This is a genomic window from Mycobacterium sp. BK086, assembly GCA_004362315.1.
Taxonomy (GTDB): Bacteria; Actinomycetota; Actinomycetes; order Mycobacteriales; family Mycobacteriaceae; genus Mycobacterium.
The window spans coordinates 175,247-195,643 of record SNWL01000003.1; the positions used below are offsets into that span (position 1 = coordinate 175,247).

The 20,397-nt window shown below is 66.8% G+C and carries 9 protein-coding genes; 2 read left to right on the forward strand and 7 right to left on the reverse strand.

Annotated elements, in window-relative coordinates; translation table 11 throughout:
- Nucleotides 1-40: 40 nt before the first annotated feature.
- A complete protein-coding gene (locus EV580_RS34030; RefSeq protein WP_133689280.1) occupies nt 41-8,131 on the forward strand; it encodes a type I polyketide synthase in 8,091 nt (2,696 codons plus the stop codon).
- On the opposite strand, the gene ilvA is transcribed toward EV580_RS34030, so the two are convergent.
- The 7 genes from ilvA to EV580_RS00935 all read right to left on the reverse strand — a co-directional run bounded on the left by ilvA (nt 8,132) and on the right by EV580_RS00935 (nt 19,599).
- On the reverse strand, nt 8,132-9,412 hold the full coding sequence (ilvA, locus tag EV580_RS00905; RefSeq protein ID WP_133689281.1) for a threonine ammonia-lyase IlvA: 1,281 nt from the start codon (nt 9,410-9,412) through the stop codon (nt 8,132-8,134).
- A 29-nt stretch (nt 9,413-9,441) separates the two neighbouring features.
- Entirely contained in the window at nt 9,442-10,122 is a 681-nt protein-coding gene (locus tag EV580_RS00910; RefSeq protein WP_133689282.1) for a sirohydrochlorin chelatase, read from the reverse strand.
- Entirely contained in the window at nt 10,119-11,258 is a 1,140-nt protein-coding gene (locus tag EV580_RS00915; protein WP_133689283.1) for a uroporphyrinogen-III synthase, read from the reverse strand. The genes EV580_RS00910 and EV580_RS00915 overlap by 4 nt, the downstream gene beginning before the upstream one ends.
- Nucleotides 11,230-11,595, reverse strand: a complete 366-nt coding sequence (gene nirD, locus EV580_RS00920) for a nitrite reductase small subunit NirD (protein ID WP_133689284.1) — start codon at nt 11,593-11,595, stop codon at nt 11,230-11,232. The genes EV580_RS00915 and nirD overlap by 29 nt, the downstream gene beginning before the upstream one ends.
- 48 nt (nt 11,596-11,643) lie before the next feature.
- Entirely contained in the window at nt 11,644-14,166 is a 2,523-nt protein-coding gene (gene nirB, locus EV580_RS00925; protein ID WP_133689285.1) for a nitrite reductase large subunit NirB, read from the reverse strand.
- Nucleotides 14,163-15,578 (reverse strand): nitrate/nitrite transporter, encoded by a 1,416-nt coding sequence (locus tag EV580_RS00930; protein WP_133689286.1) that lies wholly within the window; start codon nt 15,576-15,578, stop codon nt 14,163-14,165. Before EV580_RS00930 ends, nirB begins: the two co-directional genes overlap by 4 nt.
- A 94-nt stretch (nt 15,579-15,672) precedes the next feature.
- The gene (locus EV580_RS00935) at nt 15,673-19,599 is read right to left on the reverse strand and encodes a bifunctional nitrate reductase/sulfite reductase flavoprotein subunit alpha (RefSeq protein ID WP_208114554.1); all 3,927 of its coding nucleotides are present in this window, start codon (nt 19,597-19,599) and stop codon (nt 15,673-15,675) included.
- A gap of 125 nt (nt 19,600-19,724) precedes the next feature.
- Here EV580_RS00935 and EV580_RS00940 point away from each other — a divergent pair, with 125 nt between their 5' ends.
- Entirely contained in the window at nt 19,725-20,333 is a 609-nt protein-coding gene (locus EV580_RS00940; RefSeq protein ID WP_133689287.1) for a TetR/AcrR family transcriptional regulator, read from the forward strand.
- Nucleotides 20,334-20,397 lie beyond the last annotated feature (64 nt).

Consider the following 20,397-nt stretch of genomic DNA (forward strand, 5'->3'; position numbering starts at 1 on the left):
GCTCAGGTCGTTCTCAGGTTCGGCGGTATCGTCATCCGCTGTGGACGAGTCGTCCCTCCCGGGGGTTTTACGTGAGCGTGCCCGCACGCAGCCAGATGAGCAAGCAGTTACCTATGTCGATTACGAGCTGGATCCCGCAGGAGTTGCCGAGACCCTGACCTGGGCGCAGCTCTACCGGCGGACGTCGAACGTCGCGCGTGCGCTCAGGTCGTGTGGTTCAACCGGCGACCGCGCCGTCATTCTCGCGCCACAAGGATTCGAGTACCTCGTGGCCTTCCTAGGCGCGTTGGAGGCCGGACAGATCGCGGTTCCGCTACCGCTCCCAGTGTCCGGGTCGGAAGATGAGCGCGTCAGTTCGGTACTTCTCGACGCGTCGCCGTCCGCGATCCTCACCACATCGGCCGTTGTGGGCAGCCTCGCCGAGTACCTCCGGCGCAGCGCCGGCCAGGCCGCGCCATCGGTCGTCGAGGTCGACTTGCTGGACCTTGATCTCGAGGTGGAATCCGGCGCGGAGACAGTGAGCCTGCCGCGCGTCGCGCATCTGCAGTACACCTCCGGGTCGACCCGCACGCCGGCGGGAGTCATGGTTTCGCACGAGAACCTTCGAGTCAATTGCGAGCAGTTGCTCTCCGCGTATTACGGGCACGGCGTTCCGCCGGACAGCACCGTGGTGTCGTGGTTGCCGTTCTTCCACGACATGGGATTGATCACGAACGTCGCCTTTCCCATCTTCGGCGGATTTCGCACCGTGCTGACCAGTCCGCCGGCTTTCCTGCAGCGGCCGGCGCGGTGGATGCAGTTGATGGCCAGCAACAGCGAGGTGTTTTCGGCAGGTCCGAACATTGCGTTCGAGTTGGCGGCAGCAAAAACCTCAGATGACGACCTGGCCGGGCTTGACCTGGCGGGCGTGCGAAACATCGTCAATGGCGCCGAACGGGTGAACCCCCGGACGCTGCGGCGCTTCGCAGAGCGGTTCGCCCCGTTCAATTTTCGCCCTGAGGCGCTGCGGCCCTCGTACGGGCTCGCCGAGGCCGTGGTGTACGTGACGACCACAAAAGCGGGCCAACCACCGCAGACCGTGCACTTCGAGTCCGACAAGTTGATCGCCGGCCAGGCGTCGCGGTGCGCATCCGGCGAAGGCACGTCGTTGGTCAGCTACAGCCTGCCGCCGTCACCCACGGTGCGGATCGTCGATCCCGAGACCCGGGTCGAATGTCCCGAGGGAACTGTCGGGGAGATCTGGGTGCACGGCGACAATGTGTGTGACGGGTACTGGCAGAAGCCGGAAGAAACGGAACGCACGTTCGGGGCAACGCTTGTCGATCCGGCTGACGGCACGCCCGAGTCGCCCTGGCTGAGAACCGGCGATCTGGGGTTCGCTTCCGACGATGAACTGTTCATCGTCGGCCGGATCAAGGATCTACTGATCGTCTACGGACGCAATTACGCGCCCGACGATATCGAGGCGACGATCCAGGAGATCACCGCGGGCCGTGTCGTCGCGGTAGCGGTTCCCGACGAAGACGGTGTCGAAAAGCTGGTCACCATCGTCGAATTCAAGTCCCGTGGCGATTCCGAGGAGGCCGCGCAGCGAGTAACCGACGTCAAGCGCAAGATCACCGCCGCGGTTTCGAGGACCCATGAACTGGGGATCGCCGACCTCGTCATGGTGCCGCCTCATTCGATTCCGCTGACCACCAGCGGCAAGGTCAGGCGACGGGATTCGCTGAAGCTTTATCTGGGCGGCACGTTCACCCGGCTCGACGAGCTGATCCGACCGCCGGCGCGCCAAGCGGCCGAGGACACCGATGTCACCCCGGAGGCGGACTCCGGGTGGTCGCAACGCCTGCGCACTCTGCGTGCGCAGCAGCAGGACATCCTCCTCGGACTGGTGAGAGCCCAAGTGGCGAGTGTGCTGGACAATCTCAGCCCCGACGACATCGACCCGGAGGTCCCGTTCCGGGATCTGGGATTCGACTCGGTGAAGGCGACCGAGTTGATCGACCGACTCAAGAACGTCACCGCGCTGACGTTGCCGCCCACATTGGCCTTCGACCACCCCACCCCGAATGCGCTGGCCACCCATCTGGGGCACCTGTTGAGCGGATCTGTCCCCGCCGCGGCGCAGGTGGCGTCACGAGCCGAATCGGCGGAGCCAATTGCCGTGGTGGGCATGGCTTGTCGATTCCCCGGTGGTGTGGAATCGACGGCGGGGTTGTGGGATGTGGTGGCCAGTGGCCGCGAAGCGCTCGGCCCTTTTCCGACTGACCGCGGCTGGAATTTGGCGAACCTGTTCGATCCCGACCCCGATGCCGTAGGCAAGACCTACACCCGAGTGGGAGGGTTTCTGGCCGAGGCGGCCGACTTCGACGCGGAATTTTTCGCAATCTCGGACCGCGAGGCCCGAACCATGGACCCACAACAGCGGCTGGTGTTGGAGGTGTGCTGGGAAGCACTGGAGAACGCCCGGATCGATCCCGCCGGTTTGGCCGGTTCGAAGACGGGAGTGTTCCTCGGGGCCTGGGCCCAAGACTATGGCGCTGGGGGTTCCGAGGGCGCCGAAGGGTACGCCATGACGGGCGGGTCTCCCAGCGTTGCCTCCGGGCGCATCTCCTACACGCTGGGTCTGCAGGGACCCGCGATCACCGTCGACACGGCGTGCTCGTCCTCGCTGGTAGCCACCCATCTGGCATGTCAGTCGTTGCATAGCGGCGAGTCCAGCATGGCGCTGGCCGGCGGGGTCACCGTGATGGCCACACCAGCGGTGTTCACCGAGTTCGCCAGGCAACGGGGTCTTGCAGTCGATGGGCGCTGCAAAGCATTCTCCGCCGACGCCGATGGCACCGGCTGGGGTGAGGGCGCGGCTATGGTCGTCCTGGAACGGCTCAGCGACGCGCGCCGCAACAACCACCCGGTGCTGGCGGTCATCGCGGGATCGGCAGTCAACTCCGACGGCGCCTCCAACGGATTGAGCGCGCCCAACGGGCCTGCCCAACAACGCGTCATCACCGAGGCCGCTGCCAACGCCGGTGTCGGACTGGATCAGGTCGACGTCGTCGAGGCCCACGGCACGGGCACCACGCTGGGCGACCCGATCGAGGCCGGTGCACTGCTCGCCACCTACGGTGCGGCGCACGGGGATTCGCACCCGTTGTGGCTGGGCTCGATCAAATCGAACATCGGCCACACGCAGGCGGCCGCCGGCGTCGCCGGAATCATCAAGATGATCGAGGCGCTCAACCACGACAGCTTGCCCCCGACCCTGCACGTCGATCACCCCAGCCCCGGCATCGACTGGTCGACCCGCACCGTTCGCCTTCTCGCCCAACCTGTTCCGTGGCCGGAAACCGATCATCCTCGCACGGCGGCAGTGTCATCCTTCGGGATCAGCGGCACCAACGCGCACCTGATCTTGCAACAACCCCCGGCGGCCGAACCGGTTGAACGAACCGCAACCGCCGACTTCGGAGTGCGGATGTGGCCGATATCTGCGCGCACCCCTGCGGCATTGTGCGCGCAAGCCGATCGGCTCCATCGTTTCCTGACCGGCAATCCCGATCTGGATCTGACCGATGTCGCCTACAGCCTGGGCGCCACTCGCGCGCATCACCCCTATCGGGCTGCCATCGCTACCCCGGCGGACTCCGGCACCGCGCGCGACGACCTGCTGAGCGCTCTGGACGCTCTGCGCAGCGACGAACCCCATCCGCATCTGGTGCGCCACCACTTCCTGGCCCGCCTTCGGGGTAAGACCGTGTTCGTCCTGCCGGGCCAAGGCGCACAGTACGAGGGCATGGGCCGGGAACTCTACGAACACCACCGCGTCTTCGCCGAAACCGTCGATGCCTGTGATGAAGCGTTGCGACCGCTGGTCGGCTGGTCAGTCCGCGAGGTCTTACGTCAGGAGCCGTCGGCCCCGGCGCTGGACCGAGTCGATGTGGTTCAGCCCGTGCTGTTCACCATGATGGTCTCGCTGGCCGAGGTGTTGGCCGGCTACGGGATCGTTCCCGACGCGGTGATCGGTCACTCTCAGGGCGAAATCGCCGCGGCGTACATCGCCGGAGCGTTGACCTTGCCCGAGGCCGTCGCGGTGGTGGCCCGGCGCAGTCAGGCGCTGCGCGCCCTGCGAGGTACCGGCGGCATGGCGTCGGTGCTGCTGGCGGCCGAGCGGGTGGAGCCGCTCCTGCACCCCTGGGGCGATGCTCTCAGCATCGCCGCGGTCAACGGCCCGTCGCACACCATCGTCAGCGGAGACCCCGCCGCGCTGGAAGAGTTCAGTGCGGCATGCGATCGCGACGGCATCCACTTCCGGCTTATCGCCGTCGACTACGCCTCGCATTCCGCTCAGGTGGAACCGGCACGTGAGCGGCTGCTGGCCGAACTGGCCGACCTGAAGCCCACAGCCTCCAACATCCCCTTGTACTCCACCGTGGGAGGGGCGCTCGACACCAATCCCCTCGACACCACCACGATGACCGCCGAGTACTGGTACCGCAACCTGCGCGAGCCGGTGCGGTTCCATGACCGGGTAGCCCAGCTTCTGGCTGCCGGCCAAACCACATTTGTGGAGTTGTCCCCGCACCCGGTATTGGCCCCTGCGATCACCGACACCGTGACCCAATCGACAGATTCGGCCCAATCGGCGGTGGTCATCACGTTGCATCGCGACCGGTCCGACCGCGACAGCCTGGCCACCGCGTTGGCGCAGCTGCACACGCACGGACAGAGCCCGGCGTGGTCGGCCCTGTACCCAGGAGCCCGCAGCGTCGCGTTGCCCACCTACGCCTTCCAACACCGCCACTACTGGATAACACCCACCCCGGCGCCCGCCGCCGTCAGCAGTCCGGCCGAAGGGGCGCTATGGCAGGCGATCGACGATGACGCAGTCGATACGGTCGCCGAGCTGTTGGGTTTGAGCGACGGCGACAGCGCGGCACCACTGGGAACCGTCGTCCATGCGATGCGGCAGTGGCGCAGCACCCTTGGTCTCCGGTCCGCGGCGAATAAGCTTCGCTACCAAGTCAATTGGCGAGCAACAACGCCGAATACGTTCCCGTCGACCCGGCGCCGATGGCTCGTGTTGGCCTCCCCCGACCAAGCCGATGACGGGTGGATAACCGGCTTGTCGGAGCGGTATGCGGATTCGGTAGAACTGCTCACTGTCGATCCGGGCGAGGTCGACAGGAGCTCCTTATCGGCCCTGTTGACCACGGCCGCCACCCGCGCTCATTGCGACGGGATCATCTCGTTCCTGGCCACAGATGACCGGGAGCACCCGGATTTTCCCGGGCTGACGGTCGGCGTGCTCGCCACACTTCTTGTCGCACAAGCCCATTGCGATTCCGGTCTTGGATTGCCGTTGTGGGTGGTCACCCACAATGGGGTTTCGGTATCCCCCGACGACGGTGCCGCGCGGCCGAGCCAGTCCGCGGTATGGGGGCTAGGGCAGTCGGCCTGTCTCGAACATCCCGATCTGTGGGGCGGGTTGATCGATCTTCCGCCCAGCGCTACACCACGCGACATCGAGCAGCTTTACGCGATAGTGAGCTGCCCGCAAGCAGAAGACCAACTTGCGATACGTAGCCACGGGGTGAGCGCGCGTCGCTTGATCGAGGCCTCGCTGCCGTCGGAACTCTTGGACCGTCCCCACAGCTGGAATCCGTCGGGACCGGCGCTTATCACAGGTGCGACAGGGCGTTTGGGTAAACACCTGGCCGGCTGGCTGGCCGAAGCGGGCGCCAATCCCATTGTCCTGCTGAGCCGAAGTGCGGCAACCGATCCGCAGTTGGCCGAATTGGCGAGTGAGCTCCAAGCCCGCGGAGTGACCACGACATCGGTATCGGTCGATCTGACCGATCGGTCGGCGCTGGCGACCGTCCTGACCGACATTCGCAGCGCACACGGACCCATTCACACTGTCGTACATGCCGCGGCGGCCATCGGATGGAACACCATCACCGACCTGACAGCCGAGGTGTTCTACGACAGTTATGCCGCCAAGGCCGTAGGGGCCGAACACCTGGTTGAGCTACTCGACGACGACCCACCGGAAACCTTCATTCTGTTCTCCTCCGCCGCTGCCACGTGGGGCGGCGCCTACCAGGGCGCCTACGCCGCCGCCAATGCCCACATCGATGGGCTGGCGGCGCGGTTGCGGGCCAACGGCCGCACTGTGCTGGCACCGGCGTTTGGGCTGTGGGCAGACGAGTCCGGCAACATGCCGGCCGAGGTTCTCGACTCTTTCGAACGAATCGGACTCAACGAGATCCCGCCCACGACTGCGCTGGCCGCACTGCAACAGGCGGTCGAGGCACACGACACGCTGATCACCATCGCCGACGTCTCATGGGACAGATTCCTGCCCGCATTCACCGCTCGCCGCTCACACCCGCTGTTCAACGACGTGGTGTCACGACCGGATACCACCGAAACCACCAGCGGCACCGCTACCGCGAGCGCATCGGCACTTCGCGAAACGCTGGCCGCTCAAACCGCCGAAGAACAGCGACACACCTTGACCGCCATGGTTGCCGGTTCTGCCGCCGCGGTGCTGGCCCACCCCGACCCGGACGCTCTGCACGACGACGTGGCGTTCAAAGACCTCGGTATCGACTCCCTCACCGCCGTCGAATTGCGCAACTCGCTGGCCACCCGCACTGGGCTCAGCCTGCCTGCGACCCTGGTCTTCGACCACCCCACCACCACGTCACTGGTGACGCACCTCGTCGACCTACTGAGCGACACCGCTGCGCCTACGGCCGCGGCGGCTGCCACCAGCACCAGTAGTGAAGTGGCACCGGACAATAGGCTCGCACTCGTAGATCAGGCGTCCTATCTCGCGGAGCGAGCGGTCCATAGCGCGCTGATTCAATTCACCTGGGTCTACAACCGCGGCGTCGATGTCGACGGGTTACGGCGGTTTCACCGCAACCTTGGCGTGGGGTTGTTGGGCCGCAGGATCGAACGGTCCCCGATCCCGTTCGCCCGTCATCGCTGGGTCCTGTCCCCGGTGTCGGAGGACATCGACTTCGCCGCTACGCCGCGACGGCGCGACGAAATAAGCGAATGGGCAGACGAGCGGGCGCGCCGACCTATCGACGCCGAGCACGGACCCGGCTGGCATCTCGGGGTGCTTCCGCTCGAAGACGGCGGGGCGGCGGTGACTTTGGTGGTTTCACATAACATCGCCGACGGGATGGCCGTCGGCCGGGCGATAGCTGATGCTGTTGAGGGCAGGACGCCCGATCTCGGCTATCCACCCGCGGGATCTCGCGCCCGCGGCCGCGCATTCCGTGAGGATCTACGACTCACCGTCGCAGAACTGCCTGCCATTCCTCGGGCGATGACGGCCGTGATGCGACGGGCTCGACAGGGTCGCGATGAATTCACGTCACCGGGCAAGGGGGCATTGCCTGCCCGGCGGACGGCCGGCAACGCTCAAGCAGCGGAAGTGCCTGTCCTGACCGCATTCGTCGACCTGGCAGAGTGGGATGCCCGTGCGAAAGAGCTTGGCGGGAACAGTAACTCGCTGGCAGCTGGATTCGCCTGCAGACTCGCGGCGAGAGTGGGGCATGTCAATGCCGACGGAACGGTCACGCTACGACTTCCGGTAACCATTCGGACCGAGGACGATAACAGTGGTAATGCCCTTACGGCTGTCGACGTCCGGGCCGACCCGAGCCACGCCGTGACCGAGCTCGGGGAATTGCACGCGAAGATCACCCAGGCAACCCTGGAAGCGATGGACAACTCCGACGAATTCCTGGCGCCGCTCCCCCTCGTGCCGATTACACCGAAATGGGTGATCAGGAAACTGGCAGGCGCGGTGGCCGGTGGTGCCGGCCTCGTCACGTGTTCCAATGTCGGCGACATGCCCCCGGCGGTGAACCGGCCCGACGGCAGCGACGCCGATTACGTGTACGTCACACCTGTCGAGCCCGGTATCACGAAGAGCACACTGGAAGTCTTCGACGGGCGGCTGTTGGTCGTTTCGGGGCGGCTGCGAGGGAAGGTCGTCATCACGATCTCCGCATACCTTCTCGGTGGACCAAATTCGAAAACCGAACTACGAGAGATTATTTCGCAGACTTTCGCCGAATTCGATCTGACCGCAGAGATGGACTACAAGTAGTCAGGTCAAATACCGGTAGGCAGGCGAGCCTGGCTCAAGGGCTTCGACGTGGATACCGGAGGCGGTCATCCGCGCCCGCAGTCCGTCGAGCCCGGTGGCCGAGCCGAGTTCCACACCGACGAGCGCCTCACCGGTTTCCCGGTTGTTCCGCTTGACGTACTCGAACAGCGTGATGTCGTCGTTCGGCCCCAGCACCTCGTCGAGGAAGCGGCGCAGCGCGCCGGGCTCCTGCGGGAAGTCGACCAGGAAGTAGTGCTTGAGGCCAAGGTGCACCAGCGAGCGCTCCAGTACCTCACCGTATCGGGACACGTCGTTGTTGCCGCCCGAGATCAGGCACACCACCGTCGAGCCCGGTTCGACATCGGCCTCCAGCAGGCCCGCCACCGTCAGCGCACCGGCGGGCTCGGCGATGATGCCCTCGTTCTGATAGAGGTCGAGCATCGCCGTGCAGACCGCGCCCTCGTCGACCGTGGTGACCGAGACCATGTCGCCGGCGGCGGCCAGCGCCTGATACGTCAACGTCCCGGCCTGTTTGACGGCCGCTCCGTCGACGAACTGGTCGACGTGGTCGAGCTGCACCGGGCCGCCGGCGGCCAGTGCCGCGATCATGGATGCCGCGCCGGCGGGCTCGACGCCCAGCACCGCGGTATTCGTTGTCCGTTCCGCCAGGTAGGTGGTGATCCCGGCGATGCAGCCACCGCCGCCGACCGGCACGATCACCAGGTCGGGCTCGCCGTCGAGCTGCTCGAGGATCTCCACCGCGATGGTGCCCTGTCCGGCCATGGTGCGCGGATCGTCGAACGGCGGGACCAGGGTGGCCCCGGTGCGCGCGACGTCCTCCAGCGCGGCGTCGGCGGCCAGGTCGTAGGTGCTGCCACCGACGATCAGCTCGATGAACTCCCCGCCGTGGTAGCGGATACGGTCACGCTTCTGCTTGGGAGTCTTGGCAGGCACGTACACCCGCCCGTGCACGCCCATCGAGCGGCAGGCCAGCGCAAAGCCCTGGGCATGGTTACCGGCCGACGAGCACACCACGCCGGCGGAAAGTTCCTGCTCGGAGAGCTGTCGCAGCAGGTTGTAGGCACCGCGCAGCTTGTAGGACCGCACACTTTGCAGGTCCTCGCGCTTGAGGTAGACCTCGGCGCCGGTGGCCTGCGAGAGCCGGTCGCTGTGCTGCAGCGGGCTCTGGCTGATCACGCCGGAAATTCGCTGAGCAGCCTCATCGATGTCAGCCGCGGTAAGCGGCGCTGACAGTCGGTGCTGGCTCAGTTCGGCGGACACCGCTCAATGGTGCCACCACCGGGGGTCAATCAGAGAATCGTGGTGGCTCTGACCGGCGCCGCGAAGCGCTGCGCCAGCAGTGCCACCAGATCGGGGTGCGCGCCCAGCGGCGCGGTCACCGCGTGCGCGCCGCACTGGCCGAGCTTGGTGTGGAAGACCCCGGGCGCCAGCAGGTAGGAGGCGATGAACACCCGCCGGCCGGCGGTTCTGATACGGGCTACCAGGTCGGCGACCGTCGGCACGCCGGTCGCGACGAAGCCCAGGTGCACTTCGCCGACCAGCTCGCCAAGCAGCGTGGCGGCCTGCATCAGCTCCGCGCGGGCGGCGGGGTCCGACGATCCGGCCGCCGCCATCACCACCGCGTCGCCGGGTGACCAGCCGACCTCGAGCAGCCGGCCGTGCATGATCTGGGCCAGCACCGGGTCGGGCCCCAGCGCGGGCGTGATGGTCACGTCCGGATGGCCACTCTCGGCCACCCGGGCCGGCAGGTCGGCGTTGACGTGATAGCCCGACGCGAGGAAGGCGGGCACGACTACAGCGGAGCCGGCGGTGTCTTCCAGCACCTCACGCGGATTGGGCCCGAGGACATCGACGAAGGCGGTGCGCACCGGTCCGACGTGCTCGGCGACGGCCGCGGCGATCTCGGTGATGGTGTCCAGCCCCAACGGATTTCGGGTGCCGTGGGCGACCAGGATCAGTTCTGGTGTCATGTCGCGTCCAATGCGAGCCGATAGCCCCGCTTCACGACGGTCTGCACCACCCGGGGCGCGGCCAGGGCCGAACGCAGCCGGGCCATCGCGGTCTCCACCGCGTGGGTGTCGTCACCGCCGCCGGGCAGCTCGGCCAGCAGTTCTTCCCGGGACACCACCAGGCCCGGCGCCACCAGCAGCCGGCGCAGCAGTGCCATCGCGGCCGGCGGCAGCACCTTGAGCTCGCCGTCCACCTCGACGCTGGCACTGCGGACGCTGATGTCGTGCCCACCGGCGCTGTATTTCCGTGCCAAACAAGGCAATTCGTCGGTGATGAGCCTGGCCAACGCGCCCAGCCGATAGCGCTGCGGGTAGCGCGCGTCGATTCCCAGCCGGGTCAGTGGGGTCGCGGTCACCGGACCGACGCAGAACACCGCGACGTTGTTACGCAATGCGTTGATCAAACAATCAAGGGCGCCAGAGGCTTTCGCACGTTCCAGCATGGCCGCCACCGCTGGTGCGCTAGTGAAGCTCACCGCGTCGACGTCGGCGCCGATGATCGCCGCGATCAACTGATCGACCCGCCTGGAGTCCTCCGGCGGCTCCCAGCGATACACCGGAACCTTGACCACGTGGGCGCCCGCTCGCGTCAGGGCGTCGCAGATGTCGGTGTCGGGCTCCCACTCACTGGCGGCACCGTGCAACTGAACAGCGATCCGCAGCCCCTCCACGCCCTCGGACAGCAGCCGCTCCAGCACCTCCACCGAGGATTCCGACTCCGGGCTCCATTCCTCGCAGAGCCCCGCCTGACGCACCGCACCGCGAGCCTTGGGTCCGCGGGCCAGGATTCGCGTGGACTCCAGCGCGGCAGTGAGTTCGTCGGACACGTCCCAGCCGTGGGCGGCCTCGACCCAGCCCCGAAAGCCGATTCCGGTGGTCACGACGACCAGGTCCGGCGGCTGCTCGACGAGGTGCGTGGTCACCCGGCGCAGTTCGACGTCGTCGACCAGCGGCACGATCCGGATCGCCGGTGCGTGCACCACGGCGGCGCCGCGACGCTCCAGGAGCGTGATGAGTTCTTCTGCCCGGCGCGCGGCGGTCACCCCGACGGTAAAGCCGGCCAGCGGGTCAGCGACTTCTGATCTCGACGAATCCATCGACCACCCTGACGTCGTAAACCGGCAGCGACTGTGACTCGTCGTCGAGGCACCGACCATCGACAAGGGAGAACACCTGCTTGAGCAACGGCGACGCCACCGTCGGCTCACCCCGACGGTCCCCGACGATGCCGCGCGACATCACCGCGGCACGACCGAAGGGGTCGATATTGCCGACCGCACGCAGCGTTCCGTCGGCAAGGAGAAACAGCGCGGCCTGCTCACCGTCGGGCAGCAGCACCGCCGCACCCCGCCCCGCGAGCAACGCGCGCAACGAGCACGCAGGGGTCCAGCTGTCCAGGTCGAGCCCGGCACGGGTATCCGCGAGAAGTGTCATGGTTTCAAGCCTCCAAGACCTTGATAGAGGGGTCGTGTTTCACAACTGTTACGGACGGCTTTCCGCCGTGTTGACGGCGCTCGGCATGCCCAACAGCAGCGGCACCTTGCGCGGCCCGGTCTCGTCGAACACCACGGTCGGATCCGGCTCACCCGGCGCATTGACGAAAGACACGAAGCGCGAGAGTTTTTCCTGGTCGTTCAGGACGCCGGCCCACTCGTCGGCGTACCCCACGACATGACGGGCCATCGCCGCGTCCAGGTCGGCGGCGATGCCCAACGAGTCCTCACACACCACATCCCTGATGTGATCGAGACCACCCTCGATGGTTTCCTGCCACACCGCGGTTCGCTGCAAGCGGTCTGCGGTGCGGATGTAGAACATCAGGTAGCGGTCGATGTAGCGGACCAGGGTGTCGGAGTCCAGATCCCCGGCCAGCAGCTGCGCGTGCTTGGGGTTTGCCCCGCCGTTGCCGCCGACATAGAGGTTCCAGCCCTTCTCGGTGGCGATCACACCGACGTCCTTGCCGCGCGCTTCGGCGCACTCGCGTTGGCAGCCCGAGACACCCATCTTGATCTTGTGCGGTGAACGCAGTCCGCGATAACGCAATTCGAGGTCGACGGCCATGGCCACCGAGTCCTGCACCCCGTAGCGGCACCACGTCGAACCGACGCAGCTCTTCACCGTCCGCAACGACTTGCCGTACGCGTGACCGGATTCCATACCCGCGTCGACCAGTCGCTTCCAGATCAGGGGCAGCTGCTCGACACGGGCACCGAACAGGTCGATGCGCTGGCCGCCGGTGATCTTGGTGTACAGGTTGAAATCCCGGGCGACCTCGGCGATCACCATCAGCTTCTCCGGGGTCACCTCACCGCCGGGCAGCCGCGGCACCACCGAGTACGTGCCGTTGCGCTGGATGTTGGCCAGGAAGTGGTCGTTGGTGTCCTGCAGTCCGGCCGTCTCGTCGTCGAGGATGTGGTCGGACGAGGTGGACGCCAGGATCGAGGCGACGACGGGTTTGCAGATGTCGCAACCGGTTCCGGTGCCGTACTCGGCGATCAGTGCCGAGAAGGTGCGGATACCGGTGGTCGCGACGATCTGGAACAGCTCGGCGCGAGTCTGCTCGAAGTGCTCACACAGGGCCTTGGACATCGCCACGCCCTGAGACTCGAGCAGCCGCTTGAGCATCGGAATGCAACTGCCGCAGGAGGTTCCGGCGGCCGTGGCGCATTTGATGGCCGGCACGTCGTGGGCGCCCTCGGTGATCGCACCGCAGATGGTGTGTTTGGTCACCGCGTTGCAGGAGCAGATCTGCGCGTCGTCGGGCAGCGCACCCACGCCCACCTCGGCCCCGGCCGGTGAGATCAGCGTCGCCGGGTCCGCGGGCAGCGGCCTGCCGACCATCGGACGCAGGGTGGCGTATGCGGAGGCGTCGCCGACCAGGATTCCGCCCAGCAGCGTCGAAACATCATCGGAGACCACGAGTTTGGCGTAGGTCTGGTTGACGGCGTCGTTGAGCACGACTTCCAGCGCACCGGGGGTGGCGGCGTGGGCGTCGCCGAAACTCGCGACGTCGACGCCGAGCAGTTTGAGCTTGGTGGACAGATCGGCGCCTGGGAACTCGGCGGTCCCGCCGACCAGCCGGTCGGCCACCACCTCGGCCATCGTGTAGCCGGGCGCGACCAGGCCGTAGCACCGGCCCTCGACCGCGGCGACCTCGCCGATGGCGAACACCCGGGGATCGGAGGTGGCGCAGCTGATATCGGTCAGCACACCGCCGCGCTCGGCGATCGGCAGTCCGCACTCCCTCGCGAGGTCGTCGCGCGGGCGCACCCCCGCGGAGAACACCAGCAGGGCGCCGTCGAGCGTTTCGTCGTTGGACAGCGACACCGTGATGCCGTCACCGGTGTCGACGATCTCGGTCGATGCGACATCGGTGTGCACGGTGATGCCGAGTTCGGTGATCAGCCGGTTCAGCAGCGCACCGCCGCCATCGTCGACCTGGATCGGCATCAGGCGCGGAGAGCGTTCCAGCACATGCGGTGTCAGGCCCAGCAGGCGCAGTGCGTTGGCCGCCTCCAGGCCCAGCAGGCCGCCACCGACCACGATGCCGACCGCGCCGGGCTGGGCGGCTGACGCGGTGGCCCGGATGGCGTCGAGGTCTTCCAGCGTCCGGTAGACGAAGCAGCGGTCGAGTTCACTACCCGGGATCGGCGGCACGAACGGGTACGAACCGGTGGCCAGCACGAGGGCGTCGTACCCGATGCACTCCCCCGCTGATGTGACGACGACGCGGTTCTCCCGGTCGATCGCGGTGGCGGGCTCGCCGATCCGCAGGTCGACCAGATCGTCTCCGGCGTAATCGTTTCCGGACAGTGCCAGCGTCGAGCGGTCCCAGCCGTCGATGTAGGAGGACAGCCCGACCCGGTCGTAGGCGGCGGTGGGTTCCTCGCAGAGCACGACCACCCGCCACGCTCCGTCGCGGTCGCGGTCCCGCAACGCCTCGACGAACCGGTGTCCGACCATCCCGTGACCGACGACGACGACGGTCCTCGCCGCGGCGGTCATGCGACCGCTGCGGCGCTGTCGACCGCGGGGGTTTCGGAGCTGACGGCTGCTGCCTTCTTCGGGGTCCGGACGTAGGCCACCCAGGTGATGACCGCGCACAGTACGTAGAAGCCGAGGAATACCCAGAAGGCCATGGTCGCCGATTTGGCCGGTGACAGGTACGAGGCCCGCAGCGCGATGTTGACGCCGACGCCGCCCAGTGCCCCGATGGCACCGGCGATTCCGATCAGCGCGCCGGACATCCGCAGCGACCACGCCCGCTTGGCGGCGGCGTCCAGGCTGTCCAGGCCCCGCGACTTGGCCTCGAAGATCGACGGGATCATCTTGTAGGTGGAGCCATTTCCCATGCCGGACAGGATGAACAGGGCGATGAATCCAGCTGCGAGGGCGGGGATTCCGCTGGCGGCGACCAGCCACGCCGCGGCGGCGATCATGGCCACGAACGTGTAGAGGGTGACCCTGCCGCCACCGAAGCGGTCCGAGAGCCAGCCACCGAACGGGCGCGACAGCGATCCGAGCACCGGCCCGAGGAAGGCGATCTGCGCCGCGTGCAGCGATGCCTGCGCAGTCATCGCCGGGGTGACGGGTCCACCGTGCGACAGGCCGGCCAGGAAATTGATCTGCAGCACCTGGCCGAAGGCGAAGCCGAAGCCGATGAACGATCCGAAGGTGCCGATGTAGAGCAGTGAGATCAGCCACGAATCCCGTTGTGCCAGAACCTCGATCAACGAGCGGGCGTCGCTGCGCTGGTTGGTGAGATTGTTCATGAAGAACGATGCGCCGACGGCCGCCAAAGCGATCAGCACCAGGTAGACCGCGCAGACCAGGTGCGGAGCCCGGTTGCCGACGGTCGCGATGACCAGCAGGCCGACGAGCTGGATGACGGCAACACCGATGTTGCCGCCGCCGGCGTTCAGCCCCAGCGCCCAGCCCTTGTACCGCTGCGGGTAGAAGGCGTTGATGTTCGTCATCGAAGACGCGAAGTTGCCGCCGCCCAATCCGGCGAAAGCGGCCACGATCAGGAACGTCGTGTACGAGGTCCCCGGGTGCGCCATGAAGTACAGCGTCAGCGCGGTCGGGACCAGCAGCGCCAGCGCCGAGAAGATCGTCCAGTTGCGGCCACCGAAATGGGCGGTGGCGAACGTGTAAGGGATGCGCAGGACGGCGCCCACCAGAGTGGGAACGGCCACCAGGAAGAACTTGCCCGCGGCATCGATGTGGTAGACGTTCTGCGGCATGAACAGAACCATCACCGACCAGATCGACCACACCGAGAATCCGACGTGCTCGGCGAAGATCGACCAGATCAGGTTGCGGCGTGCGATTTTCGAGCCGCCGTTGTTCCAGGCGTCGACGTCCTCGGAATCCCAGTCGTCGATGTCGTAGCGACTGCGAGTGGTTGAAGTCTGCATGGGATCACGGTAGGAATTCTTTGTTGCGCCTTCGCTGCACGCGGTGATCGCAGTGTCACAACCTTCTCACTTTGGCGCGCGGGCCGCCGTGAGGTCAGTACACGTCGCGCAGATAGCGCTTTTCGGAGATGAGTTCGCGCTTGTAGTCGCGGGCGGCCTCCGGGCTCAGGTGGCCGTGCGTGCCGATGATGGCGTCCAGCGCGGCATCGACATCTTTGGCCATCGTGTTGGCGTCACCGCACACATAAAGGTGCGCGCCGTCCTGCAGCCACGACCATAGCTGTGCGCCGTTGTCGATCATCTTGTCCTGCACATAGATTCGCCTGCGCTGGTCGCGCGAGAAGGCGAGGTCCAGTTTGTTCAGGAAGCCGTCGCTGACCATGTCGGTCAGATCGTCACCGTAGTAGAAGTTCTCGGCGCGGTGCCGGTCGCCGAAGAACAACCAGTTGCGGCCGGTGTGACCACAGGCGCGGCGCTCTTGAAGGAAACCGCGGAACGGCGCGATCCCGGTGCCCGCACCGATCATCACGATCGGCATGGTCGTGTCCTCGGGTGGCCGGAAATGCGGCGACTTCTGCAGGAAGACAGGGACATCGCGGGCGCGGTCGGCCAGGAACGTCGAGCACACTCCCCCACGTCCGACGCCATCGGAGGTCTGAAAACGGACAATCGACACCGTCAGTTGCACTTCGTGCGGGCTGACCAACGGGCTCGACGAGATCGAATACAGCCGGGGCGTCAGCCGGACAAGGACTTCCTGCCACTGTTGCGCCTCGGCGAGAACCGGGAACGCGCGGACCACGTCGATCCCGTTGCGGCCCAACCGCCAGGTGTCCAGTTGCGCGCGCGCCGATCGCAGTGCCCTGGCCGCCGCCTTGTCGTCGGTCATCTCGGCGAGGAAGGCCAGTAGGTTAGGGGTGATGCGGCAGATGTCGTAACTTTCGGTGAGTGCTTGGCGCAGTGTGCATTCCACCCCGTCGAGCTCGACAACGTCGTTCCCACGCAGTCGGGTCGCGGCGAGCCAGGCCGTCACGTCGTCGTCGCTGTTGGTGGGTAACACTCCCAACGAGTCGCCGACGGCATAGCTCACGTCGTGTTCGGAGATGTCGAATCCCAGCTGCCGCACCTCTTTGTCGGCCGACGGCGGGGTCAGTCTGGTGTTACGCGTCAACCGGGCGGCCACCGGGGCGGCGCGGGTGAACGGCTCCGCGGGCCGTACGACGACAGGAGTGTCCACGGACGGTCCGGCGTTGACAAGCGCGATCACCCGCTGCGCCCATGCGGTCAGTGAATCCTGGTCGTGGGCCTCGCAATCGCTGCGGTCGAGCAGCCGGGCGCCACCCAACTCGGCCAGCCGTGTGTCGAGAGAACGTGCGTGGCCACAGAACTGGCCGTAGGACCGGTCGCCGATACCCAGCACCGCGAACCGCAGGCCCTCGAGTTCCGGGGCGTCCGGTGCTGCCAGGCGATCCCAGAAATCGGCACCGTTGTCAGGAGGGTCACCGTCGCCGAACGTGCTGGTGACCACCAGCACGTCGCGTGCCGCGAGATCGGTGACCGCGCAGTCGTTCATGTTGACCAGGCGAGCGGTCAGGCCCGCCGCGCCGAGCTGATCGACGAGCCGGCCCGCGAGTTCCTCCGCGTTTCCGGTCTGCGATGCCCACAGCACCCACGGCCCGGCAGCGGGCTCGGGTTGATTGCCGACGCGCGAGTATGTCCCGGCGAGAAGACCGTCGATCCACAGCCGGACCGGCCTACTGATCGGCGCGGACTCCGGGAGCACCGGAACACCCACGACGTCACCGCCCAATGCGGTGAAAAACCCTGCCAGGTAGAGATTCTCGTCGTCGGTGATCGCCGGCTGCGCCTGCCCGCTGACTGTCTTGGTGGGGCGCAGGCTCACCGCACAGACTTTGAGTTCGGGCTGCAGTGAGTCGTTGTCGACGGCATCACTGGTCAAGGCGTTGATCGCGAGGTACTCGCCGTGCTCATCGTTCCAGTGGAACGGCGCGAAGCAGTTACCCGGCCGCACGCGGTCGGTGACGACGGCGGGCAGCACGGCCCGGCCGCGCCGGGACTGCAGCTCGACGGCCTGGCCGTCGGCGATGCCGAGGGCACCCGCGTCGTCGGGGTTGATCTCGACGAACGGCTTACCGTTGAGCTTGTTGAGTTTGGCGACGCGGCCCGTCTTGGTCATGGTGTGCCACTGATGAGCGAGCCGGCCGGTGTTCAAGACGAATGGGTAGTCGTCGTCGGGCAATTCGCGGGCGTCCATGTGCGGTCGGGCGTGGAACACGGCCCGGCCGGTCGCCGTCGGGAATTCCAGGACACCGTCGGTGACGTAGCGGATGGGGTGACGATCCTGGTCGTCCCCGGGCGCGGACGGCCACTGCACGGGTGTTTCGCGCAGCCGCTCGTAGCTCACGCCGCGAAGGTCGTAACCGGTCTTGGGATTGGCGAACCGGCGGATCTCGTCGAAGATCTGCTCGCTGGACTCGTAGGCGAAGTGCGCGCCGAATCCCATGGCAGCGGCCACCTGGCAGATCAGTTGCCAGTCCGGGCGGGAGTGCCCGGCGGGTGACACGCACTGGCGCACAAGTGTCAGTGTCCGTTCGGAATTCACCATCACGGCGTCGGATTCGGCCCAGAGTGCCGCGGGCAGAACGATATCGGCGTACCGGTTGGTGGCGGTGTCGGCGTAGGCGTCCTGGGTGATGACGAGCTCCGCCGTCTCCAGGCCAGTGATCACGGTGGTGCGGTTGGGCACCGAGGCGACCGGGTTGGTGCAGATGATCCAGCAGGCCTTGATGTCACCTGCCGCCATCTGTTCGAACATGTCGATCGTGCCGCGGTTCATATCGCCGCGGATCGTTCCGGGCGCCACGTCCCACACTGATTCGACGAAGGCCCGGTCGTCGGCCGAGATCACGGCGCGCTGGCCGGGCAATCCCGGCCCCATATAACCCATCTCGCGCCCGCCCATGGCATTGGGCTGGCCGGTCAGCGACATCGGGCCGCTGCCGGGCCGGCAGATCGTCCCGGTGGCCAGATGGAGGTTGCAGATGGCGTTGGTGTTCCAGGTGCCGTGGGTGCTCTGGTTGAGGCCCATCGTCCACAGCGACATCCATTCGCCCGCCTCGGCGATCATCGTTGCCGCGGCGCGGATATCGGCTTCGGCCAGACCGGTCAGTTCGGCCACCCGCGCCGGCGGGTAGTCGGCGAGGAACTCGTCCATCGCCGCCCAGCCCTCGGTGTGCTCGGCGATGAACTCGGTGTCGATGTCACCGGAGGCGACCAGCAGGTGCAGCAGACCGTTCAGCAGAGCCAGGTCGGTGCCCGGCCGGATCTGCAGGAACAGGTCGGCCTTGTCGGCGGTGGCGGTGCGGCGCGGGTCGACGACGATCAGCTTGGCCCCGGCCCGCATCCGGTCCGCCATTCGCAGGAACAGGATCGGATGACAGTCGGCCATATTGGCACCGATCACGAAAAACACGTCCGCACAGTCGATATCGGCGTACGAGCCAGGCGGGCCGTCGGCACCCAGCGATTGCTTGTAGCCGGTCGCCGCGCTGGCCATGCACAGCCGGGAGTTGGATTCGATGTTGACGGTGCGGATGAAGCCTTTGGCCAGTTTGGTGGCCAGATACTGGGCTTCCATGGACATCTGGCCGGACACGTACAGGGCGATCGAGTCCGGGCCGTGCCGGTCGAGGATCTCCCGCAGCCGGGTTCCCGCCGCCGCGACGGCGTCCTCGACGGGAGCGGCGGTGAATTCCTCGCCACGAGCGGGGCGGATCAGCGCGGTGACCGCACGCCCCTCGCTGGTACCCATCAGTTCGGCGTGCGTGGCACCCTTCGTGCACAGCCGGCCCAGGTTGGTGGGGTGAAGCCGGTCACCGACAACGTTGGCGATGACCGGACCTGTTGGACCGGGTTTGGTGCGCACGTCGATGCCACACCCGACACCGCAGTAGGAGCACGCGGTGCGGATGGCCTCAGCGCAGTCATCCCCGGCAGCCACACCCGTCACCGTGCCCGGCGGACATTACGGGAGGTGCCTGGGCGCGTTATCGCGAAGATAAACCGCGCTCACTTTGGCCGTGGAGCCGATGTGAGAACTCGCCCGGCGATGTAACACTTGTCAACATGGCGACCGCCTCGTACCACCACGGCAACCTGCGCCAGGCGCTGCTCGACCACGGTGTGGAACTGGCCCGTGCGGGTGGCCCCGACGCGGTGGTGTTGCGTGATGTCCAGCGCATGGCCGGGGTGAGCAACTCGGCCGCCTACCGCCACTACGCCGACCGGCAGGCGCTGCTGGGAGCGGTGAAAGCCAACGTCATGACCCAGATGGGCGCTGCGATGGTGGCGGCGCTGGATGCGGTGTCCGGCGATTCGCGGCGGGACCGGGCGCTGGCCCGATTCCGCGCCTGCGGCCAGTCCTACGTGGATTTCGCGGTGGCCGAACCGGGCCTGTTCCGCACCGCGTTCGCGCCGGATGGCACCGAGCCCACCGAGGAGGCGGTGCCGGCCGATCGCCATCCGTTCCTGATTCTGCGCGGCTGCATCGACGAGTTGGTCGCCGCGGGGATGCTCGACGAAACCCGCAGGGATGGTTTCGACGAGGCGGCGTGGGCGGCCGTGCACGGTGCGGCGACCCTCTTTCTCGACGGGCCGCTGGGCATGGCGGGGACCGATCGCCAGCACCTGATCACCACCCGGCTGCTCGATGTCGTCGGCGAGGGCCTGCGGTAGTCCTATGTTGACAGCGCTAACTCGCGCTGGCATGCTCGCGGATGTTAGCGCCGTCAACATGAAG

Coding starts and splice junctions, on each gene's coding strand:
- EV580_RS00910 (WP_133689282.1), bottom strand. CDS start 10,122: ATGACACCAGAACTGATCCTGGTCGCCCACGGCACCCGAAATCCGTTG.
- EV580_RS00915 (WP_133689283.1), bottom strand. CDS start 11,258: ATGGATTCGTCGAGATCAGAAGTCGCTGACCCGCTGGCCGGCTTTACC.
- nirD (WP_133689284.1), bottom strand. CDS start 11,595: ATGACACTTCTCGCGGATACCCGTGCCGGGCTCGACCTGGACAGCTGG.
- nirB (WP_133689285.1), bottom strand. CDS start 14,166: ATGACCGCCGCGGCGAGGACCGTCGTCGTCGTCGGTCACGGGATGGTC.
- EV580_RS00930 (WP_133689286.1), bottom strand. CDS start 15,578: ATGCAGACTTCAACCACTCGCAGTCGCTACGACATCGACGACTGGGAT.
- EV580_RS00940 (WP_133689287.1), top strand. CDS start 19,725: ATGGCGACCGCCTCGTACCACCACGGCAACCTGCGCCAGGCGCTGCTC.